This window comes from Enterococcus sp. UD-01, assembly GCF_044909655.1.
GTDB lineage: Bacteria > Bacillota > Bacilli > Lactobacillales > Enterococcaceae > Enterococcus_L.
In genome coordinates this window covers 15,271-36,328 of record NZ_JBIYEU010000025.1, presented here as the reverse complement: position 1 = coordinate 36,328, position 21,058 = coordinate 15,271, and the positions used below count along the sequence as shown (strand labels likewise).

The following is a 21,058-nucleotide window of genomic DNA, read 5'->3' as shown; positions in this document are numbered from 1 at the left end:
ATTATGCTTTGCCATTAGAAAAACACCTCCAAATTTATTTTACTAAATTTGAGGTGCTCTTTTTTAATTGTATCTCATTATAGTGTCAGTTCCAAACTGCTTTTTGGTTTCTCTTCTTTTTTTATTTCGCAAAAATCCATCGAAATTACGTATATTAATAAAAAATAGTTAAAAACTGACAGACAGTTGTCAACTTTATTTAGGTATACTGAAATCATGTCGTTAGAAACAAAGAACAATTTCCAGTATACTTATAGATATATTTAAAAGAAATGGTTAACAACAGCAATGACTAAAAGGGGTGAACAAATGATTCAATTTCAACAGGTATCTAAGAAATATAATGATCAATTCGTTTTAGAAGACTTTGACATATCGATCAAGGATGGCGAATTTTTTGTACTAGTAGGTCCGAGTGGAAGCGGAAAAACAACAACTTTAAAAATGATCAATCGCCTGATTGAACCAACGGATGGCGATATTTATTTCAATGAGCGGCGGCTAATTGATTATCCGTTAAAAGAATTACGCTTAACGATCGGCTATGTGCTGCAGCAGATTGCGCTGTTTCCGAATTTAACGGTTGCTGAAAATATTGAGCTGATCCCAGAGCTGAAGCAATGGAGTAAAGCACAACGACGTGCGCGGGCAGAAGAGCTGCTTGAAAAGGTCAGTCTTTCACCGAAAGAATACCTGCACCGCAAGCCGGCAGAATTATCCGGCGGTGAACAACAGCGAATTGGCATTTTACGAGCGATTGCTGCAAAGCCGGACATTATTTTGATGGATGAGCCGTTTAGTGCGTTGGATCCGATTTCTCGCGGACAGTTGCAGTTATTAATTAAGGAACTGCATAAAGAGCTAGCAACCACGATTGTTTTTGTCACGCACGACATGAATGAAGCACTGCTTTTAGGTGACCGCATCTGTGTCATGAAAGAAGGCAAAATTGTTCAGACGGATACGCCGGAAGCGATTCGCAATAATCCGGCAAACGAATTTGTTGCACAATTTTTCCAACAGGAGCAGTCTCCTTTGGCGAGTTATTTTGCGGAAGATTTATTCAAAGCAGGGCTTTTAGAAACGGCTCACATAAGTGATGGAAAAGCTGTCGCTTTAGATACACCTTTGTCTGTCTTGATTCAATTGTTGGCAGCAGGAACGGCGGTTACGTTAGTCGAAGATGGAACCGTACTTGGTCAAATCACGGATCATACAGTATTGCGCTTTTTAGAGACGATGATGGAAAAAGGTGATCAATAATATGGAAAAACTAATTGAAACATTTACGGCACGTCAAAATGATTTTGTTCAAGCAGTGATTGAGCATATTCAGCTGTCTTTACTATCCCTATTGATTGCTATTGTTCTGGCTATTCCTTTGGCGATTTTGCTGACCAATTATAAAAAAGCGGCGGAAGCTGTTTTGCAGGTCACAGGGATTTTTCAAACAATTCCGTCATTGGCCTTATTAGGTTTATTGATTCCAATCATCGGGATTGGCAGTCCGCCGGCCATTGTAGCTTTGGTGATCTATGCGCTGTTTCCGATTTTACAGAATACTTATACAGGTTTAACGGAAATTGATCCTTCTTTAGAAGAAGCAGCAGAAGCCTTTGGGCTAAATAAGCGAGAAAAGCTGATAAAATTTGAGCTGCAATTAGCGCTACCCTACATTATTTCGGGCATTCGGACGGCAACTGTAATGATTATCGGGACAGCAACGCTAGCTGCGTTAATCGGTGCCGGCGGCTTAGGAACCTTTATTTTATTAGGGATTGACCGAAACAATATTTATTTAATTTTGATCGGTGCGATTTCTTCTGCAGTGTTGGCAGTTCTATTTAATTTTGGCATTCATTTGTTGGAAAAAGCCAATGTAAGGCGGATTTTAGCGGCATTTATGATTTTACTGGCATTATTGGTGGGTTCCTTTGTTTATACGCATCAAGAAGCAGAACAAAAGGAAATTACTATTGCCGGCAAACTAGGCGCTGAACCGGATATTCTGATTAATATGTATAAAGAGCTGATTGAAGCAGACAGTGATATTCACGTGAATTTGAAAACGAATTTCGGGAAAACAAGCTTCTTATTTAATGCGTTAAAATCAGGCGAAATTGATGTTTACCCAGAATTTACCGGTACGGTTTTGGAAACCTTCTTAAAGGATAATAAAAATACTTCTAAAGACCCGCGGGAAGTTTATGAGTATGCCAGAGATCAAATCAAAAAACAGGAAAATATGGCTTATTTAGAGCCGATGCGCTATGAAAATACCTATGCAGTTGCGGTAAAACGAAGCTTTGCAGAAGAAAATAATCTAAAAACTATTCAAGACCTGAAGAAAGTAGAGAGTCAGTTAAAAGCCGGCTTTACACTTGAATTTATTGATCGGGAAGATGGCTATAAAGGGCTACAAAAATTATACAATTTAAATTTAGACGTAAAATCAATGGAGCCTTCCTTACGTTATCAAGCTATTAATAGCGGCGATGTGAATGTTGTCGATGCTTATTCTACGGATAGCGAGTTGAAGCAGTATGACCTAGTCATATTAAAGGATAACAAGCGACTGTTTCCACCATATCAGGGGGCACCTTTGTTAAAAGCTGAAACCCTTGAAAAATATCCGGAATTAAAAGAATTACTGCAGCCTTTGGTTGGAAAAATCACAGAAGAAGAAATGAGTGAAATGAACTACGAAGTGAATGTAAAACAAAAAGATGCAGCAGTCGTAGCACATGATTATTTAGTGAAACATAAAATGCTGAAAAAATAATCATTAGAAATAATTTTTAAAGTGTATAAAACAGAGTTGAAGCTGTTTTGTACACTTTTTTGATCTTGTAGAAGCTGACCAATTCTCTAAGCTTTTAGTGAATCAACTCTTAGGAAAAAAGATACATCGCCTTAGCGATAAAGAGCATCGCGAATGCGCTGTCCTATTTTTCAACAGAGTTAGACGATTCTCTGCGCTTTTCATGATCCAGCGCAGTGAATCAACTCTTAGGAAAAAAGATACATCACCTTAGCGATAAAGAGCATCGCGAACGCGCTGTCCTATTTTTCAACAGAGTTAAACGATTCCCTGAGCTTTTCATGATCCAGCGCAGTGAATCAACTCTTAGGAAAAAAGATACATCGCCTTAGCGATAAAAAACATCGCGAATGCGCTGTCCTATTTTTCAACAGAGTTAGACGATTCTCTGCGCTTTTCCTGATCCAGCGCAGTGAATCAACTCTTAGGAAAAAAGATACCTCGCCTTAGCGATAAAAAGCATCGCGAACGCGCTGTCCTATTTTTCAACAGAGTTGGACGATTCTCTGCGCTTTTCATGATCCAGCGCAGTGAGTCAACTCTTAGGAAAAAAGATACATCGCCTTAGCGATAAAAAGCATCGCGAACGCGCTGTCCTATTTTTCAACAGAGTTAAACGATTCCCTGCGCTTTTCTAATAAAAAAGTAATTTTTACCAAAAAGAAATGCTTTTTCTTATAACTTTCGCTATAATATAGAAAATGACTAAATACGGGAAGTGTTGACATGAAAAAAGTAGATCGGCAGCGGTTGATTAAGCAATTGATTATGGAAAATGAAATAGAGACTCAGGATGATTTAATTGCACTTCTTGAACAATCCGGAGTGAAGGCAACGCAGGCGACTGTTTCAAGAGATGTGCGTGAAATGAGTATCGTTAAAACGCATGGTTCGGATGGTCGGGTAAAATATGCAATTTTTTCTCAAAATCAAGCAGCGAGCAGTGAAGAAAAGCTGAAGGGATCAATCAAGGATTCTGTGATTCGCGTAGAACGAGTGCAGTTTATGGTCATCGTTCACACAGATATGGGCGCAGCAGATGTTGTAACGAACTTTTTGGATGAGGTTGGTTATGACGAAATCGCCGGAACAGTTGCCGGTGTAGATACAATTATCATTATTGCCCGTTCGGAAGAAGAAGCTAAAACAGTTGTAACTAATTTTGAAGCCATGATGAAATAACCAATAACTAAAAATTGAGAAAGGGGAGTTTTGTTTATATGGAAATGAAAGCGTTACAGAATGGATCGGATATTCGAGGAATTGCGGTGGCGTATGAAGGTCAAAAGGTCAACCTAACAGCGGAAGCCGTTGGGAGAATTGCTGTTGGGATGGTTCGGTGGTTATGTAATGAAAAGCAGCTGCAGGAAAAGCTCACGGCGGGACAGTTGAAAATCGGGATTGGCCATGATAGTCGGATTTCTGCAGATACATTAAAGCAAGCCTTGATTGACAGCTTTTTGAAGCAAAAGGTTCAGGTTATAGATTTTGGACTGGCGACAACTCCGGCGATGTTTATGACAACGCAGTTTCCACAATATGATTGTGATGCAGCGATTATGATTACCGCCAGTCATTTACCCTATTATTTTAACGGTTTGAAACTATTCACTAAAACTGGTGGAGCGGAAAAGTCCGATATTGCTTATATACTGGCACATACGGAACAACCGATAGTTGAAGCGACAGGTACTGTAGTTAAGGCGGATATTTTAAGTGACTATGCGGCTGATTTGACAGATAAGATTCGACAAGGGATAGGGACAGAAGCAGCGAAGCCGTTAGCAGGCTATCATATTATCGTAGATGCAGGGAATGGCGCCGGCGGCTTTTTTGCAGAAAGTGTGTTGAGTAAGCTTGGTGCGACGATTACCGGGTCACAATTTTTAGAGCCGGATGGGATGTTTCCGAATCATATTCCAAATCCTGATAATAAAGAAGCAATGGCTAGTATCCAACAGGCTGTCTTACAAAACAAGGCTGACTTAGGGATTATTTTTGATACGGATGTGGATCGTTCCGCAGTGGTGGATGCTTCCGGTGAAGTCATTAATCGTAATAACTTGATTGCGGTTTTAGCTACGATTGTTTTAGAAAAAGAACCGGGGAGCAGCATCGTAACGAATTCGCCGACCTCCAGTCATTTGAAAGCGTTTATCGAAGCTAAAGGCGGTAAACAAGTGCGGTATATTTCCGGTTATCGTAATGTGATTAATAAAATGATTGAACTAAACGAGCAGGGAATCAATACACCACTTGCGATTGAAACGAGTGGTCATGCGGCGTTTAAAGAAAATTACTTTTTAGATGATGGTGCGTACGTGATTGCTAAAATCTTAATGCTTTTGCCACGTCTAAAAAAAGAGAATTTGGCGATTGGCGATCTGATTCGTTCTTTAAAGCAGCCGGCAGAAACCCAAGAACTGCGCTTCAAGCTGTTGGCTCAGGATGTGCGAACATATGGTGAACAGATAATTCAGGATTTAGTTACTTTTGTTGCTAAGCATCCCTACATGGCTGTCGATCCTGAAAACCATGAAGGACTAAGAGCTAATGTAAACGGGAATCTCGGCAACGGCTGGTTCTTATTACGAATGAGCTTACATGAGCCTTTACTGGTGCTACAGGTAGAAAATGACGTATTGGGCATGAATCAAATGGTTTTCAAAGAATTGGCCGGCTTTTTTGATAATTATCAGGATGTGGATGTTACACAATTAGAAAAGGTACTGCAGTAATGAAAAAGAGAGGGAGACAAAATTGTTTTTAGTTTTGTTTCCCTCTCTTCTTATGAATATACGGTGACCAAAAGTCAGGCTCTTCGGCAATTTCATAAAATCCGCCAATGCGAAAAGCGCATTTGTCGTCTTTTACTCCAATTGCTCGAGCTAAAACGACTTATGGTTCAACCTTGAATATACGGTGACCAGAAGTCAGGTTCTTCGGCAATTTCATAAAATCCGTCAATGCCAAAAGCGCATTTGTCGTCTTTTACTCCAATTGCTCGAGCCAAAACGACTTATGGTTCAACCTTGAATATACGGTGACCAGAAGTCAGGTTCTTCGGCAATTTCATAAAATCCGTCAATGCCAAAAGCGCATTTGTTGTCTTTTACTCCAATTGCTCGAGCCGAAGCGACGTTTGGTCAACCTTTTTTACCAAAGTCCTGGTGTAGCAGTGGCGACAATGCTTTCTTTTGTGAAAGGATGAAGCAGATGCAACTCAAGGGCATGTAGCTGTAGTCTTCCTTTAGGCTTAGAATGATACAAAGGATCCCCTAAGATTGGATGTCCCAGGCTGGCTAGATGAACTCTTATTTGATGTGTACGGCCCGTTTCAAGCACGCAATAAACAGCTGTTTGATGCGTCATCTGAACCTCAGCTGTTTGTACATGAGTAATTGCGGTATCGCCCTTTCGTTCATCAATAATGCGCTTCCGTCGGTCATGGCGATCACGCCCGATTTTTTTATTAATGGTGAATTGCTTTTTAGACAGATCACCTGCAACGATTGCCTGATAGCGACGATAGATTTGTTTATTTTCCAGCATACGTCCTAAAATCGGCAGGACAAAGGGATTTTTCGCAAATAAAATAGCGCCGCTGGTTTCCTTGTCCAAGCGATGGACGACATACGGCAGTTGCTGCTTCGGCGCTAAATAGGCGGCTAAATGGTTCAGCAGTGTATCGCATTCATCCGGCTGGTTCGGATGAGTTTTCATGCCGGTTGGCTTGTTTACAATAATCAGCTGCTCATCTTCGAATAATACTTCTACATATTTTGCATCGCCGCACCGCGTAGCTGGTACGGGATAATCTTCTTCTTCAAAACGCAGTGTAACAACATCTCCTGCTTTTACCACAAAATGAAAAAGCGCAGGTTCACCGTTGATAGACACATTCTTTCGTGTGCGCAAAAAATGCCGAACCTTGCGGGGAACCAGCCATTCCTGCTCCAGTAATTCTCGAATAGTTTGCTCCTGAAATTGTTGAGGAATTTGGATAGATAGTTCCATAGGTAATGCCACCTTTATATCGTAAATTTTAGTTTTTCTGAATGTGAAGGCTTCTTTTTTCTAGTGTAACAAAATTTGGCATAAAAAAATACCCGCCCTTTGGGGAAGGACGGGAAAGGAGTTAAAAATGAAAAAGTGTTTTGTTAGGGTTGTTTGTTGGTATAAATATATAATACAAGTGAAATGTGAATTTTTTGTGTATAAAGTTTTTTGAAAATGTAAATCTTTTCTAAAGCAATCGTTAAAGTCTGTTTACTTTTGTTTTAATGTTTCGATTAAGCGTTTTGTCCAGCTAAAATCAGTTTTTGTAATCGTATCATCACCGAATTGTTTACCATCACGATCAATCGCGTAAACAAACATGCCGCCTTTAGAGCCATTCTGCGGCTGCCAGTTAGCAAACGCGTAAGCATGACTTGTTTCGTAAGGTTCGATCGTATCATCCCAACGATTCCGATCCTGTTCTTCTGGGAAAGAAATGCCCGGTAGAAACTGTTGTGGGCTGATTGTCGTGCGATAGGTTGCCCAAGTTTGATCCAACATAGCAGTGGAACGGCCGTATGCTTGTAAAAATAAGTAGTCACAGTAAGGTGCTACTTTTTTAAACAATGAATGGTTATCCTTATTTGTATCATAAATGAGAAGTTTTCCCGTGTTTGAAGTAGGACCTAATTTTTTCGCTAAGGCTTTAAAGGTTCCAACAGCCATTTCTTCCTGCTGTGTCGTTAAGGTTGATTCCATATCAATATCTAACCCGTCTAATCCCCGTGGTGTGAGATAGGTGTCGATTAATTGTTGTGCATATTGTTCATATTCTGCGGTAGTAGGTGCGTTACCAGTATGCGGAACTTGCCAAATTTCACGGACATCAATTGTTCGAATTACCTTTGTTCCTCTGGCATGAAGTGTAGGAACATAGGTGTTTTTTAGTGTATCCCAAAATTTTTGCTGATCGGTACCGGATTTTACATAGTGAAAAACGGAGACAATATCCACACCTTCAGGGATATCCGTCATCGCTGTGACATTTCGATCAGGCAAGCTTGAGTTGGCATCATGCGGCATAGTTACATCCCGCCAAGTTCTATAGTATGCCATCATGATTGGCTCTTTTGAATTGTCTTCAGCGGCATGAGTGTGTATCGGTGTAAGGACAATACCCATTAGTATCCCGATAACTGCAAGTAAATAATGTCTTTTTTTTAACATAAGTTCCCTCTTTTCTATAAAACAATTTTATTTACCAAAACAAGAAAACGTTTTCTTTGTGGTTTCGATTTTAGTTTATCATAGGAAGAAATAGAAATGTATTTATTAATCGTAGATAGGTCTATTTAGAAAATAGTTTCATATTATATTTTTTTAAATGTATAAATTTTTCATAATTGTAAAAATTCGTTGATTATAATAATGATTTTGTGATATATTTTATCTAAAAAATATTTTTTTAAAGAGAGTTATTTGTTGAACATAAGGAGAATATAGATGAAAAAAACAATAAGTGTAGCGATCGTTAGTGCCATGCTATCGCTACAACTATTTCCGCTTATCACACACGCAGAGGAAATTGTAAAACATGAACCAGTCGCAGAATTAACAGCAGTCTCCTCATCCGACAGCCCAGAGGCAGAGCTGAACTCCGCTGCTACGGTGTCTACAGAAACAACGACTGAAACTGAATCAACAACATCAGAAGTACAAACTGGCAGGCCTGTTGAAGCCTCACCACAAAATAGTGAAGTACCAGCTGCAGTTACCAATAATGAAGAAATTTCAGTACAACCCAGAGCAGAGCTGGTGTCTATTCCTGATGAGACGCTGCGTAAGCTGATTAATACGAAGCTAGGCCACAGTACCGATTGGGAAACCTATACACCTACTAAACAGGAGCTGGCCTCTATTCGCGGAACTTTTCGTTTAGATTTTAACACAGCGAACAGAACACAATTTACCAGTCTGGAAGGCTTGCAGTATTTGACAGGAATTTCTGAATTATATGCTTATTATGTCGATTTTTTAAATTTAGATGATCTAAACTTAATCAGTCAATTGACTCAGCTTACTTATATTTCAATGGGCAGCACCAATATTACTAGTATGGATTTTGCCAGTACGCTGCCGAATTTAACCGGAATGGTTTTTGGCGGAAATCACATTAGTGATGTCAGTGCTAGTTTGAATTATTATAATTCTTCGAAAAGAAAACAGTATAATTTTATCGGACAAACACTTTCAAAAGAAGTAACACTTGCTCCCGGTGAAACAACGGTTGAACCAATCAGAATCATTGGTGTTGACGGAAATCAGGTTGCAATTGCCAATATAACTGTGAACGATCATTTTACTTTGGAAAATGGGCAATTCGTTGGCCATGATCTACAACCGGGAAACACTTATCTCATTAAATACAGTTTCGTGGACAGAAGCATTAATCATGCAGGACGATTAACCGGTGATGCTACAATAAAGGTTTCTGTGCCTTTAATTGCTGGAGCGGATGTCACAGTTAAGTATGTTGACGAATCCGGAACAGAGTTGGTTTCACCTAAAACGTTAAGTGGAAATGTTGGTGATCTGTATACAAGTGAGGAAGAAACGATTCCTGGTTATACGCTGAAAGAAATCCAAGGAGCTGCAACCGGCAAATTTACCGATCAAGCCCAAACTGTGGTTTATGTGTATAGTAAAGATCCAGTGCCAGGAGCAGATGTCACAGTTAAATATGTAGACGAAGCTGGAATAGAGCTGGCTTCACCCAAAACGTTAAAGGGAAATATCGGCGCTCCTTACACAAGTGAGGAAGAAACGATTCCTGGTTATACGCTGAAAGAAATCCAAGGAGCAGTAGCTGGTAAATTTACCGACCAAGCCCAAACAGTGATTTATGTGTATAGCAAGGATCCGGTTGCAGGGGCAGACGTCACAGTTAAATATGTAGACGAAGCTGGAATAGAGCTGGCTTCACCCAAAACGTTAAAGGGAAATATCGGTGCTCCTTACACAAGTGTGGAAGAAGCAATCCCTGGCTATACTCTAAAAGAAATCCAAGGAGCAGCAGCCGGCAAATTTACCGACCAAGCCCAAACTGTGGTTTATGTATATAAAAAATCGGTGAAGCCGCACATTGTACCGCCGACAAATGAAATACCGGGTGTACCGACTCAATCAACAACTGAAAAAGAAACAGCTCAAAAAGAAGAAGCAAATTCGACTAGTTTACAGCCGCAAATAGCTTCAGAATCGCAGGATAAGTCACTGCCTCAAAAATCCTCAGCAACAAAGCTGTCTTTCCCTAAAACAGGAGAAAAACAGCAGAACAATCAACGTCTATCTGTTATGGGGATCGGTTTGTTGGGTATTTTCAGCTGCCTAGTGATCTGGAAACATAGAAGAACAAAGAATATCTAATTTTTAATACAATAGTATTCGACAGCAGTTTTTTCTGTCGGTGCTATTGTTTTTTTAAAACAAAATGAATAATCAAAAAAATATGCATTAAATCGCCTTTTCTTGATAGATTCTTAAGCTTTTCTACATAATTTCAAAAGGAAAACATGCTAAAATAAGCAAAACAAGTTACTGGGGTTTTCGTTTATCCTGCTAAAGCCGGATGAATAAAGAAGTAGAACTATGTTAAAATAACTTAGAAACATTTATATAAGAGGGAGCACTATGGACGTTAAAACTATTATAGGAAAAATTAAGGCTGGTCTTAAAACCTTTTGGACTTGGATCAAGCCATATCTGATTCGCCTTCATCATTGGAGAAAACGCATCTGGAAAAAATATCAAGTAAACAAAATCATTTTACTGTTAGGTTTAGTTACGGTTTTAGTTGCTAGTATCTATTTATTTACCTTAGCTAAATCGGCGAATGTCGGCGCGTTGAAAAAAGGGCTGGAGGAATCCACGGTTATTTATGACGATCAGGGAAATGAAGCTGGGAAGCTTTTCGGGCAAAAAGGAACAGTGGTAACTATTGACCAGGTTTCACCCTTTGTAACGGATGCATTGATTTCAACCGAGGATCGGAACTTTGAAACGCACCATGGCTATGATATCAAAGGCTTGGCTCGTGCGGTCATTGGTAAGCTAACCTTCGGCAAAATCGGCGGAGGCGGCGGTGGAAGTACCATTACACAGCAATTAGCTAAAAATGCGTATTTGACGCAGGAACAAACGATGACTCGTAAAGCACGTGAGCTGTTTTTAGCGATTGAGATCGAAAAGAAATACAATAAACAGCAAATTCTAGAAATGTATTTGAATAATTCTTATTTTGGTAATGGTGTCTGGGGCATTGAAGATGCCTCTCATAAATATTTTGGCGTGAGCGCCAGTGAGCTTAGTGTCGGGCAGGCGGCCACATTAGTCGGAATGCTAAAAGGACCGGGGATTTATAATCCGATCGATTATATGGAAAATGCGATTAATCGCCGTAATACGGTTTTACAGTTGATGGTAGACAATAACAAGCTGTCGCAGGCTCAGGCGGATGCGGAGGAAGCAACTGCTATCACGTTAAACGACAATTATTCTGATGAAAATTCAGATTACAGATATCCTTATTATTTTGATGCGGTTATTGATGAAGCTGTCAACGAGCATGGCTTGAAGGAAGAAGATCTTTTGAATAAAGGCTTCAAAATCTATACAGCCTTGAATCAAAATTATCAGCAAGTGATGGAACAAACCTACAGCAACGATGCATTATTTCCGCCAAATGCCGAAGATGGTGCAATGGTTCAAAGTGGTTCGGTGGCGCTTAATCCTAAAACAGGCGGAGTTCAAGCTGTTGTGGGTGGTCGCGGCGAGCACGTTTATCGCGGCTTTAACTTTGCGACACAAACAAAACGTTCGCCGGGTTCTTCTTTAAAACCGATTTCCGTTTATACACCGGCGCTGGAAGCTGGGATGAAACCAAGTGATATTTTAGAAGACAAGCCGCAAAGCTATTACCCGGCTGAAAACTACAGTCGTACTTATAGTGAACAAGTACCAATGTATCAGGCGTTGAGTGAAAGCTTAAATCTGCCGGCAGTTTGGACCTTGCACAAGATAGGGCTGGACAAGGGCTTTGAAAAGACTGAAAAATTCGGGATTCCATTAGCACAGGAGGATAAGTATTACGGCTTAGCTTTGGGCGGTTTAAAAACCGGCGTGTCGCCTTTAACCATGGCCAATGCTTATAGTCCTTTTGCGACAGGTGGCTACCATACTAAAGCCCATTTAATTACGAAAATTGTTGATTCTACCGGCGCAGTGATTGTAGATAATACGGATCAAAAGAGAAAACAAATCATTACAAAAGATGTTGCGGATCAAATGACAAGTATGCTGTTAGGCGTATTCAGCTCTGGAACAGGAATGAATGCTGATCCTGCTGGCTATGTTATGGCCGGCAAAACAGGAACAACAGAAACGAACTTTGATACGAATAAAACCAATGACCAGTGGGTCGTAGGTTACACCCCAGATGTAGTAATGGCCACTTGGCTGGGCTTTGAGCAAACCAGTGAAAGCCATTATTTGCAGGGAAGCAGTGCCACGCATGCTTCGACTGTCTTTAGTAGTGAAGCGCAAGGTATTTTGGCGAATACAGCGCAAACACCATTCACAGTAGCGGATGCCTATGCGACAGGTGGACAGGTGGTAGCAGCGGACGAAGTATCTTCGGCAAATGATGACGACGATGCCTGGAAGGATAGTGTGAAAGAAATTGGCGGACAAGTCAAAGAAGGAGCCAAGGATATTGGCGGCAAAATCAAAGAAGGCTGGGATAAAGCGAAACAAGGGATTAAAAATATCTTTGGTGAGCTGACCGGAGAATAATCGGTTTGAAAACCTTTCAAAGAATGGTACAATCAAAGAGAAGAATTTATAGAAATGAGGGAATCCAGTGAGCAATATTTATGATACAGCCAATCAAGTAGAACGTGAAATTCGTGAATTAGCAGAGTTTAAAGCGTTGGAAGCTGCTTATGAAAATGTGAAAGCAGACGAAAAAGCCTACACATTATTTAAAGAATTCCAAACCTTCCAACAAGGATTACAAGAAAAACAAATGCGCGGAGAAGAATTTTCAGAAGAAGATGCTCAAAAAGCGCAAAGTATTGCAACTGAAGTCCAAAAAGAAGAAGTAATCAATGAATTGATGCAAAAAGAACAAGCCTTTAGCTTGATCGTAAATGATTTAAATCGCATCATCATGACACCTATTCGCGATTTGTATAACGACTAAAATTAGTGGAATCAAGCAAAGTTTAAGTAAGAGGAGGTTGAGCCAAAAGTCGTTTAGGTTCGAGCAATTGGAGTAAAAGACGACCAATATGTTTTTTATATTGATCGGATTTTATGAAATTGCCGAAGAACCTGACTTTTGGCCACCGTTTATTCACAAGTGGTGGGCGGGACAAAACTGTTTTTTAGTTTTGTTCCGTTCATCTTTTTTCTTTTTTACAGGTCATGCTATTTATTTTTGTCATAAAAGCTGAAAAAAACTTAAAAAATCATCCACCTCTAATTATTTTAATGATATAGTAATACTAAATGAAAAAAGGATTGGGGAAAAAATTATGATTGGTATTTATGATTACACGGTAATACTGACCTATGGAAATGCGGTTTTTTCCGTTATTGGTATGTATTTAGCCTTGACCCAGCATATAAGTGAAGCGATCTTTTGTTTAGTACTTTCTGGGATTTGTGATATGTTTGATGGGTTTGTAGCGAGCTTTAAGAAGCGCACGAAAAGTGAAATGAACTATGGGATTCAGATTGATTCCTTGGCAGATTTGGTTAGCTTTGGGATTTTTCCTACTGTTTTAGGGTATGCTTCTGGTTTAACGCAGGGGATTTATTTGCCTTTGTTTGTGTTTTATATTCTGGCTGCGTTAATTCGTTTAGCCCATTATAATGTGACTGAAATGGAACGAAAAGAACATTCTGATGGCTGTCGGGAGTATTATGAAGGCTTGCCTGTGACCAGCAGTGCTGCAATTATTCCATTATTATTTTTTATTGCTGGCCGGCTTCATATTGCTATTTCACTTATTTATCCGCTGACATTGCTGATAGTAGGCTTTTTGTTTATTTCAAAGGTGAAAATCAAAAAAGTTGATCCAAGAAAATTGATTTTTGGCGCATTTATCGGTGCTGTGTTAGCTTTTATTATTCGTTGAAGGGTCTAAGTGAAAAAGATGGAAGAACAATTTAAGACAATACCAGTGAAGGAAGCAGAGAGCCGATTGTTAGTTTTTTTATATAAGAATCTGTTAGGACGCTTCTTATTAAAAGGGCTGATTCAAGCGCCTGTAACTAAGTTGACAGGCTGGTTTCTAAATAGCAGAGGGTCAAAAGGCTTGATTCAACCCTTCATAAAAAAGCATCAGCTTGATCTGAAGGAGTATGAGCCTGTAACGTATGGCTCATTCAATCACTTTTTTATGCGGGAAATTAAGAAAGCAGCGCGGCCCTTGTCAAGCAATGAGACGCTCTTAGCTGCTCCCTGCGATGGGAAGGTATCTGCTTATGCAATTAATGAAGAAAGTATATTTCATATTAAGCATTCTGCATACGCACTTTCAGAATTACTTGATAGTAACGAACTGGCTGAAAAATGGCATGGCGGTACAGCAGTTATTTTTCGTTTAACGCCGAATGATTATCATCATTATTATTTTATTGATGAAGGAACCATTCTTGAGCATCGGGAAATAGCCGGTGTTTTTCACACGGTACAGCCGATTGCGGTACATAATGAGCCGGTTTTTTCGACGAATGCGCGTGAAGTAACCATTATTGCTACGAAAAATTTCGGTCAAATTGCTCAAATCGAGGTTGGCGCACTCATGGTCGGTAAGATCAAAAACCTTAAAACTAATGGCACTTGTAGTCGTTTTGAGAAAAAGGGCTGGTTTGAATTTGGCGGTTCAACGGTCATTCTGTTGTTTCAGGAAAACCAAATTGCACTCAATCCGGTCATTGAGGAAAATACTGTCAGGCAATTAGAAACGCTGGTTACATTTGGTACAATTCTTGGGAAAAGGGTAGGGAAAAAGGGTGAGTAAATTCGTATTTTTACTGATTGCCGGGTTGTTTTGTCTTGGTAATTTTTATATTGGCAGAAAAGTTATTTTTGTTTTGAGTCAGCTAACGTCGGTTAAGCTGGATGGCGCGGTATGGCTGATTGTCGGCTTATGTACGTTAGCATCGATGGCTGCGCTCTTATTAGCTGAAATGAATGTGAGTGGTATTATCGGGAAAATCGGGAGCTATTGGCTGTCGCTTTGGCTGCTTGCTTTAGTGGTTTTTGGTTTAACGGAGCTATTTTTAAAAATTGCGGGCAAACTGACACTGCTTTGTGCGCAGTTCACTTTAGGTAGCTGGTTAATGGCTATTGCAGTGGTGCTGATATTATTCGGCTATGGCTCGTGGCAGGCACAACAGCTTAGAGTCAAAAAGTACCAAGTGACACTTGCTTCCGACTCGAATGCAACACAAAAGCTAAAGGCTGTTTTGATTAGTGATGTTCATTTAGGCTATGTGAATGATGCAAAGAAGCTGACTAAAATCGTAACGAAAATTAATGCACTGAAACCGGATGTGGTTTTTATTTCCGGCGACTTGTTTGACGGAAATTTTCAGGCGCTGCAACAACCGGAACAAATCAAAAAACAATTTAACCGGCTTTCTTCGACATACGGAACATATATGTGTTGGGGCAATCATGACGCAGGTTCAACCTTCCAAAAGATGAAAGAGCTGGTGGAATCTTCCGATATTATGTTATTGGAAGATGAGCTGACGGTTGTAGGACAATCCTTAATTGTTGCCGGCAGGAAAGATACTCAGCCGATAGGAGCTCAGGGAGGCCGGCGAAAAGAGCTGAAGAAGAAGCTGCAGCATTTGGATACGCGGCTGCCGAAAATTGTTTTAGATCATCAGCCATCCACCATTGATGAATATGATGATCCAGCGATGCTGATTCTTGCTGGACACACGCACAAGGGACAAATTTTTCCCTTTAGCTTAGTTACACGAGCGTATTTCACAGTAGATTATGGTTATTATCGGAAAGATTCAGCTAGTCCTCAGGTGATTGTTTCTTCCGGTGTAGGCACGTGGGGACCGCCACTGCGCATCGGTACCCAAAGTGAAATTGTGCAAATTGATTTGACAATAGAATAGAAAAAAAGAAGTGACTGATCCCTAATGAGAAAGAAGTGGCAGTGGCTTCTTTCTTTTTATAAAAAAATGAAAAACGAACAAATTTTCGTATATTATTACTGACCAATGCTGAATAAAATGATATGATTAACTAAATAAATGAAGACATAAAGGAGTAGCAAATGAAGATATTGCATACGGCAGATCTACATCTGGATCGGGCATTCGAAGGTCTTAGAAGTATACCAAGTGAATTTTCTGAAACATTGCAAAAAGCTAATCCTAATGTGCTGAAAGCAATTGTTGAAATTGCGCTGCATAATCAAGTCGATGCAGTGATATTTGCTGGAGATACCTTTCATCAAAGCAGGACCTCCATTCGTACACAGGCGTATTTCATTGATGAAATGAAGCGCTTGGAGCAAGCGGATATTCCTGTTTTAATGACATTTGGTAATCATGATTATTATATAGAAGCTAGATATTGGTTTGATTTTCCTAAAAACATGCATTTATTTCGCCGGGAACAAGTGGAGACGCATTATTTTATGACTAAAAATCATGAAAAAATTGCGGTTTCTGGTTTTAGTTACGAACAGGCGTGGATCAACCAAAACAAGCTGGCTGATTTTCCAGCGAAGGATCCTACCGTAGATATTCATATTGGCATTTATCATGGCGATACAACGAACAGTGGACAGCAAAATTATGCACCGTTTTCGCTACAGGAAATGAAGAATAAAGGCTATGACTACTGGGCTTTAGGACATATACACCAGCCGCAGATCATCAGTGCAGAGCCTTTGATTGTTTATCCGGGAACTCCACAGGGACACACGAAAAAGGAACGTGCCGTACAAGGCGTTGCCTTAGTTAATATCGAAAATGGGCATGCTGCCGTCAGCTTTGAAGCAGTTGCTGAAATTGTCTGGCACTATGAAGAATACTCCCTTGAAAAGATACCAACTCAGCAAGCGGTTTTGCAGCAGTTAGTGGAATATTTAGCTGCTAATACGCGTTCAGCTTCATTGGTATTGACGGAATTACAGTTGACTAATACAGATCATTTAGGGGAAGAGTTTCGCCTAAGCTATGAAAGCGGCGAGCTTTTGCAGTACTTGCAGTCGAAGCTTTTAACGATCACACAGCAGACCTATTTACACACGCTAACACTGACAGATGAAAATCAAAATCAAAAAACACAAATCAAGGCGGCGCCGGCTTTATTAAAACAGCTGGAAATGATTTACCTGCAGCCGGATATTTTTTCAACTACCTTGGATGAGCTGTTGCAAAATCCGTTGTTTACGGCTGCTGTGCAGGTCAATGATGAATGGCGCAGCCGCTGTGTACAACAGGCAGATCGCATGATCAATGAAGAGTTTGTTATTCAGGAGGGGCAATGATGAAACTCACAGCAATCGAAATCGTGGGATTTGGTAAATGGCAGCAGCAGACAATTGATTTTCGGCAAGGAAACCAATTACTTTTTGGAGCGAATGAAGCTGGCAAATCAACAATTTATCAGTTTATTCAAGCCATGCTGTTTGGTTTTCCGCCAAAAGGAAAGCGAAAAAAAGATTATCAGCCGAAAAACGGTGCAGCCTACGGCGGTCGTTTATGGTTTCAGCATCCAACCTTTGGTGAAGTACAGGTAGAGCGATTTAAGGGACAAAACAAAGGACAGGCGAAGGTCTACTTTGATGGGCAAATTGGTGACGAGCAGACCTTGAAAAAAATGCTTTATCCGTTGACTAGAGAGCTGTTTCAATCCGTTTTTACCTTTCAACAGGAGCAATTAAGTCAAATTGATCAATTAAACGAGGAGGAGTTACAAACAGCTTTGCTTTCCTTAGGGCTTTCCGGCAGTCAACAGTTGCTGTTAAGCAGAGAAGCCTATTTTAAACAAAGTCAGATGCTGTATAAAGGCAAAGGCAGTCAACCTCCGCTGAACCAAAAGCTGCTAGATTATCAAAAGCTACAGCTAAAGATCAATGAAAAGGAACAGCAGGAACAGTCATTTAAAAAGCTAATGGACGAGTTGAGCCAAACCCAAACCCAGCTTACAGAAAAACAGCAGATGCTAATGAAAGGCAAAGAGCAGTTGTCCTTCGTTGAAAAACAGATAATGAATTTGCCGCTCTATCACGAGCTCCAGCATTTAGGCACAAATTCGGTACAGTCAGGACTGGACCAACAAGCAGAGGAGCAGCTTTTAGCAATTTATCAACAGCATCGTTTTATTGGAGAAGAGCTGACGCGGCTAAATCACACGCTAGTTGTACCTGATGATACTGTTGAGCAGCAAGAGGCATATCATTTTTATCTACAGGAAGAAGCCTTGATACAACAATTGCTGGATCAACGTTACGCGATTGATAAGCTGTTGGAAGAAGTAGCTTGGATGAATCATTCTCTTCAACAAAATATTCAGGAAATGTTGCCTTTGGAAAGGCAATGGGGCTTTCAGGCGGATCAGCCGCCGCAACTACCGTTTGAAGAAGAGGAAGTTGCGAGACTGCATGAAGTAATGACGGAACGAGCTGTACGTAAGCAAAAAGCACAGACGGATTTGCGGATGCTTCAAGAAGAGCTTGCAGTCCGAGAGGAAAATCTAAGTACTTTTGAAACGCTGAATAAAGAAATGTTCAACAAGCATTCACAACGAAAAGACAAAAGGGTCAATCTTGTATTTTGCGGGGTAGCGCTGGTAGTTATTTTGGCGGCCTTCTTATTTTCAGGACTGCTCCGTTACGGCAGTTTGCTTGTTGGTATTTTATTCCTATTTGTAGGAGTATTGCCACTATTTTCACAGCCAAAAAATTCTTATGAAAATGAAAAACGTCAATGGCAGGAAAAGCTGTCGCAGTTGGATTATTTAAATGATCAGATGCTGCAAACAGAAAAAACACTTAAAGAAATAGCTGCAGAGGAAAGCGAATGGACGCAGTTGATTGCTGAAAAGGTCAAAGCGCATCATTTAGGTCGCATGGATCGGGTAGATTATTGGCTGACGCATCGTCAGGATATTACTCGCTACTTGCTTCTATTAAACACCAACCAAGAGCTGGAACAACAATTAAAAGCAGATCAGGCACGTGTCGCTGCCATTGTCGAGCAGACGGAGCCGCTTGCACTACACTTACCGCTTCACAGCAAGCCGTTAAAAGAAAGAATGGCAATCATTTATAAATTTGCCGATCAGATGGAAAAGATTCGCTTTACCCAAGAGCATCAAGCCGATGCGTATACGCGTCAAACCATGCGGGAGTTAAAAGAAAAGCAACAGGCTGTACTTGAAACAGCACGTCCGCTGCTGCAACGTTTTGGATTGACTGCAATTGCCGAAATTCCTGAGAAGCTGCAGAAAAATCAAGCGGCTGTCCAGGCACAAAAGCGTAAGACGGAATTGCAGACGATGTTAGCAGGACTTTATGATGAGCAGACACAGGCAGGCGAGCTGCCTGAAAAACAAGAGCAGCTTACGAAAAGCGTACAGGAATTAGCTAACCAGATTCAGCAGCTGCAGCATTCTGAACAGAAATTACTTTTTCAACGCAAGCAAATGCTGACAGATGGTACATTAGATGAATTGTACCAGGAACAAGCCATGCTGAAAGCTGAGATCGAAGAGCTGGCCGTCGAATGGGCTGGTAATCAACTGGCTGGGCAGCTTTTAATGGATCTTTTAACAGAATTGTCTGAGCAGCAATTACCGAATTTATTAAAAAAAGCAGCTGATTATTTTCGTTTATTGACTGAATCGGCTTATAGAACAGTTGAGCTGGAGGAAGGCCAATTAATTGTGGTCCGCAAAGATCAGCAGCGCTTTATGCTGCATGAGCTGTCCACAGGAACGAAAGATCAAGTGATTATGGCCTTGCGTTTTGCCTTTTTATATTTGCAGGAGCGCAGTCTTTGTCCGATCATTATTGACGATGGCTGGCTGCATTATGATAGCCGTAGAAAGAAACAGCTGGCACAGCTGCTAACTATTTTTTCCAAACATCAGCAAGTCATTTGTTTTTCTTCTGACCGAGAAATGGTAAGCTATTATCAAGAGCTGCAACAGCCTATTATAGAATTAAAAGGAGTGGAAATATGAAAAAGATCCGTGAATTAACCTTAGATGAAACCTTTGAATTGTTTCTTTTGATCAAAAATGCGGATGTCCGGATGGCAAAAAACGGGAAAAAATTTATTGCGTTTACCTTTCAGGACACATCAGGTACGATTGATGGGAAATATTGGGATGCTTCCGAAGATGAAATCAGCCGCTTCACAGCCGGCAACGTGGTTTTATTAAACGGTAAACGGGAAGTCTATCAGGGCAATCCGCAAGTGAAAATTATTCATATGCGCTTAGCTCGTCCGGAAGAGCCAAGTCAGCCAACCTTGTATATGGAGCGCGCGCCATTAAAGCGTGAGGATATGATGGAAGAAATTAATCAAACCATTTTTGAAATTACGAACGCTCACTGGCAACGCATTGTGCGCTACTTACTGACACAGTACCAAAAGGAATTTTTTGACTATCCGGCTGCTAAGCGAAATCATCATGCTTTTGCGAATGGCTTAGCGTATCATACCGTTTCAATGCTGCGTTTAGGTAAAGCGATTTGTAAGGAGTATGAGGAGCTAAACGCTGCGCTGCTTTATTCCGGCATTATTTTACATGATTTAGGTAAGGTGAAGGAGCTCTCAGGTGCAATGACTACAGAATATACCTTAGTTGGAAATTTGGTGGGACATTTAGTGTTGGTCGATGAAGAAATCACCAAGGCTTGTCTTGCGCTGAAAATTGATGAGAACAGCGAGGATGTAGTGATTTTGCGACATATGGTTTTAGCACATCATGGGCTGTTGGAATATGGTTCGCCGGTACGTCCGCGCATTATGGAAGCAGAAGTTTTACATCAAATTGATAATATGGATGCTTCTATCCAAATGATGCTGGGGTCGGTACGTCAAACTGAACCGGGAGAATATACAGATCGAATTTTTGGCATGGATAACCGCAGCTTTTATGTACCAAAAGATATCTAAAGAAAG

General features: G+C 40.5%; 15 protein-coding genes. 13 read left to right on the top strand and 2 right to left on the bottom strand.

Translation table 11 applies throughout. The features are described from left to right. The first annotated feature begins 309 nt into the window (after positions 1 to 309). The 4 genes from ABH902_RS15200 to ABH902_RS15185 all read left to right on the top strand — a co-directional run bounded on the left by ABH902_RS15200 (position 310) and on the right by ABH902_RS15185 (position 5,559). The gene (locus ABH902_RS15200) at positions 310 to 1,263 is read left to right on the top strand and encodes an ABC transporter ATP-binding protein (RefSeq protein WP_404592164.1); all 954 of its coding nucleotides are present in this window, start codon (positions 310 to 312) and stop codon (positions 1,261 to 1,263) included. Between the two features lies 1 nt (position 1,264). Then, complete coding sequence (locus tag ABH902_RS15195; protein WP_404592163.1) at positions 1,265 to 2,782, top strand: ABC transporter permease/substrate-binding protein; 1,518 nt, start codon at positions 1,265 to 1,267, stop codon at positions 2,780 to 2,782. 765 nt (positions 2,783 to 3,547) lie between these two features. Next, on the top strand, positions 3,548 to 4,003 hold the full coding sequence (gene argR / locus ABH902_RS15190) for an arginine repressor (RefSeq protein WP_404592162.1): 456 nt from the start codon (positions 3,548 to 3,550) through the stop codon (positions 4,001 to 4,003). Positions 4,004 to 4,041: 38 nt separating this feature from the next. Next, complete coding sequence (locus ABH902_RS15185; RefSeq protein ID WP_404592161.1) at positions 4,042 to 5,559, top strand: phosphomannomutase/phosphoglucomutase; 1,518 nt, start codon at positions 4,042 to 4,044, stop codon at positions 5,557 to 5,559. A 418-nt stretch (positions 5,560 to 5,977) separates the two neighbouring features. Here ABH902_RS15185 and ABH902_RS15180 read toward each other — a convergent pair whose 3' ends face one another. Together ABH902_RS15180 and ABH902_RS15175 are read right to left on the bottom strand one after the other, a co-directional pair. Then, positions 5,978 to 6,838: an RluA family pseudouridine synthase gene (locus ABH902_RS15180; RefSeq protein WP_404592160.1), complete on the bottom strand. Its 861-nt coding sequence runs from the start codon at positions 6,836 to 6,838 to the stop codon at positions 5,978 to 5,980. Between the two features lie 252 nt (positions 6,839 to 7,090). After that, positions 7,091 to 8,047, bottom strand: a complete 957-nt coding sequence (locus ABH902_RS15175; RefSeq protein WP_404592159.1) for an endo-beta-N-acetylglucosaminidase family protein — start codon at positions 8,045 to 8,047, stop codon at positions 7,091 to 7,093. 276 nt (positions 8,048 to 8,323) lie between these two features. Between ABH902_RS15175 and ABH902_RS15170 the strand changes: the two genes are divergently transcribed. From ABH902_RS15170 to ABH902_RS15130, 9 genes are all read left to right on the top strand, one after another. Beyond that, positions 8,324 to 10,246: a MucBP domain-containing protein gene (locus ABH902_RS15170; protein WP_404592158.1), complete on the top strand. Its 1,923-nt coding sequence runs from the start codon at positions 8,324 to 8,326 to the stop codon at positions 10,244 to 10,246. 264 nt (positions 10,247 to 10,510) lie between these two features. Then, complete coding sequence (locus ABH902_RS15165; protein WP_404592157.1) at positions 10,511 to 12,670, top strand: PBP1A family penicillin-binding protein; 2,160 nt, start codon at positions 10,511 to 10,513, stop codon at positions 12,668 to 12,670. Between the two features lie 67 nt (positions 12,671 to 12,737). Beyond that, positions 12,738 to 13,079, top strand: coding sequence for a YlbF family regulator (locus tag ABH902_RS15160; protein ID WP_404592156.1), 342 nt, complete (start codon positions 12,738 to 12,740; stop codon positions 13,077 to 13,079). 334 nt (positions 13,080 to 13,413) lie between these two features. After that, positions 13,414 to 14,019 carry a CDP-alcohol phosphatidyltransferase family protein gene (locus ABH902_RS15155; RefSeq protein WP_404592154.1) on the top strand — a complete coding sequence of 202 codons (606 nt, stop codon included), beginning with the start codon at positions 13,414 to 13,416 and terminating at the stop codon, positions 14,017 to 14,019. Positions 14,020 to 14,037: 18 nt separating this feature from the next. After that, the gene (gene asd, locus ABH902_RS15150) at positions 14,038 to 14,907 is read left to right on the top strand and encodes an archaetidylserine decarboxylase (RefSeq protein WP_404592165.1); all 870 of its coding nucleotides are present in this window, start codon (positions 14,038 to 14,040) and stop codon (positions 14,905 to 14,907) included. After that, on the top strand, positions 14,900 to 16,027 hold the full coding sequence (locus ABH902_RS15145; RefSeq protein ID WP_404592152.1) for a metallophosphoesterase: 1,128 nt from the start codon (positions 14,900 to 14,902) through the stop codon (positions 16,025 to 16,027). Before asd ends, ABH902_RS15145 begins: the two co-directional genes overlap by 8 nt. Before the next feature lie 161 nt (positions 16,028 to 16,188). After that, positions 16,189 to 17,412 carry an exonuclease SbcCD subunit D gene (locus tag ABH902_RS15140; protein ID WP_404592150.1) on the top strand — a complete coding sequence of 408 codons (1,224 nt, stop codon included), beginning with the start codon at positions 16,189 to 16,191 and terminating at the stop codon, positions 17,410 to 17,412. Further along, on the top strand, positions 17,412 to 20,111 hold the full coding sequence (locus ABH902_RS15135) for an AAA family ATPase (protein ID WP_404592148.1): 2,700 nt from the start codon (positions 17,412 to 17,414) through the stop codon (positions 20,109 to 20,111). The genes ABH902_RS15140 and ABH902_RS15135 overlap by 1 nt, the downstream gene beginning before the upstream one ends. After that, positions 20,108 to 21,052 carry a 3'-5' exoribonuclease YhaM family protein gene (locus ABH902_RS15130; protein ID WP_404592146.1) on the top strand — a complete coding sequence of 315 codons (945 nt, stop codon included), beginning with the start codon at positions 20,108 to 20,110 and terminating at the stop codon, positions 21,050 to 21,052. The genes ABH902_RS15135 and ABH902_RS15130 overlap by 4 nt, the downstream gene beginning before the upstream one ends. Positions 21,053 to 21,058: the final 6 nt, after the last annotated feature.

Excerpts from the sequence above, each read along its gene's own strand:
- ABH902_RS15200 (WP_404592164.1), top strand. The coding sequence starts at position 310 with ATGATTCAATTTCAACAGGTATCTAAGAAATATAATGATCAATTCGTT.
- ABH902_RS15195 (WP_404592163.1), top strand. The coding sequence starts at position 1,265 with ATGGAAAAACTAATTGAAACATTTACGGCACGTCAAAATGATTTTGTT.
- argR (WP_404592162.1), top strand. The coding sequence starts at position 3,548 with ATGAAAAAAGTAGATCGGCAGCGGTTGATTAAGCAATTGATTATGGAA.
- ABH902_RS15185 (WP_404592161.1), top strand. The coding sequence starts at position 4,042 with ATGGAAATGAAAGCGTTACAGAATGGATCGGATATTCGAGGAATTGCG.
- ABH902_RS15180 (WP_404592160.1), bottom strand. The coding sequence starts at position 6,838 with ATGGAACTATCTATCCAAATTCCTCAACAATTTCAGGAGCAAACTATT.
- ABH902_RS15175 (WP_404592159.1), bottom strand. The coding sequence starts at position 8,047 with ATGTTAAAAAAAAGACATTATTTACTTGCAGTTATCGGGATACTAATG.
- ABH902_RS15170 (WP_404592158.1), top strand. The coding sequence starts at position 8,324 with ATGAAAAAAACAATAAGTGTAGCGATCGTTAGTGCCATGCTATCGCTA.
- ABH902_RS15165 (WP_404592157.1), top strand. The coding sequence starts at position 10,511 with ATGGACGTTAAAACTATTATAGGAAAAATTAAGGCTGGTCTTAAAACC.
- ABH902_RS15155 (WP_404592154.1), top strand. The coding sequence starts at position 13,414 with ATGATTGGTATTTATGATTACACGGTAATACTGACCTATGGAAATGCG.
- asd (WP_404592165.1), top strand. The coding sequence starts at position 14,038 with ATGGAAGAACAATTTAAGACAATACCAGTGAAGGAAGCAGAGAGCCGA.
- ABH902_RS15140 (WP_404592150.1), top strand. The coding sequence starts at position 16,189 with ATGAAGATATTGCATACGGCAGATCTACATCTGGATCGGGCATTCGAA.
- ABH902_RS15135 (WP_404592148.1), top strand. The coding sequence starts at position 17,412 with ATGAAACTCACAGCAATCGAAATCGTGGGATTTGGTAAATGGCAGCAG.
- ABH902_RS15130 (WP_404592146.1), top strand. The coding sequence starts at position 20,108 with ATGAAAAAGATCCGTGAATTAACCTTAGATGAAACCTTTGAATTGTTT.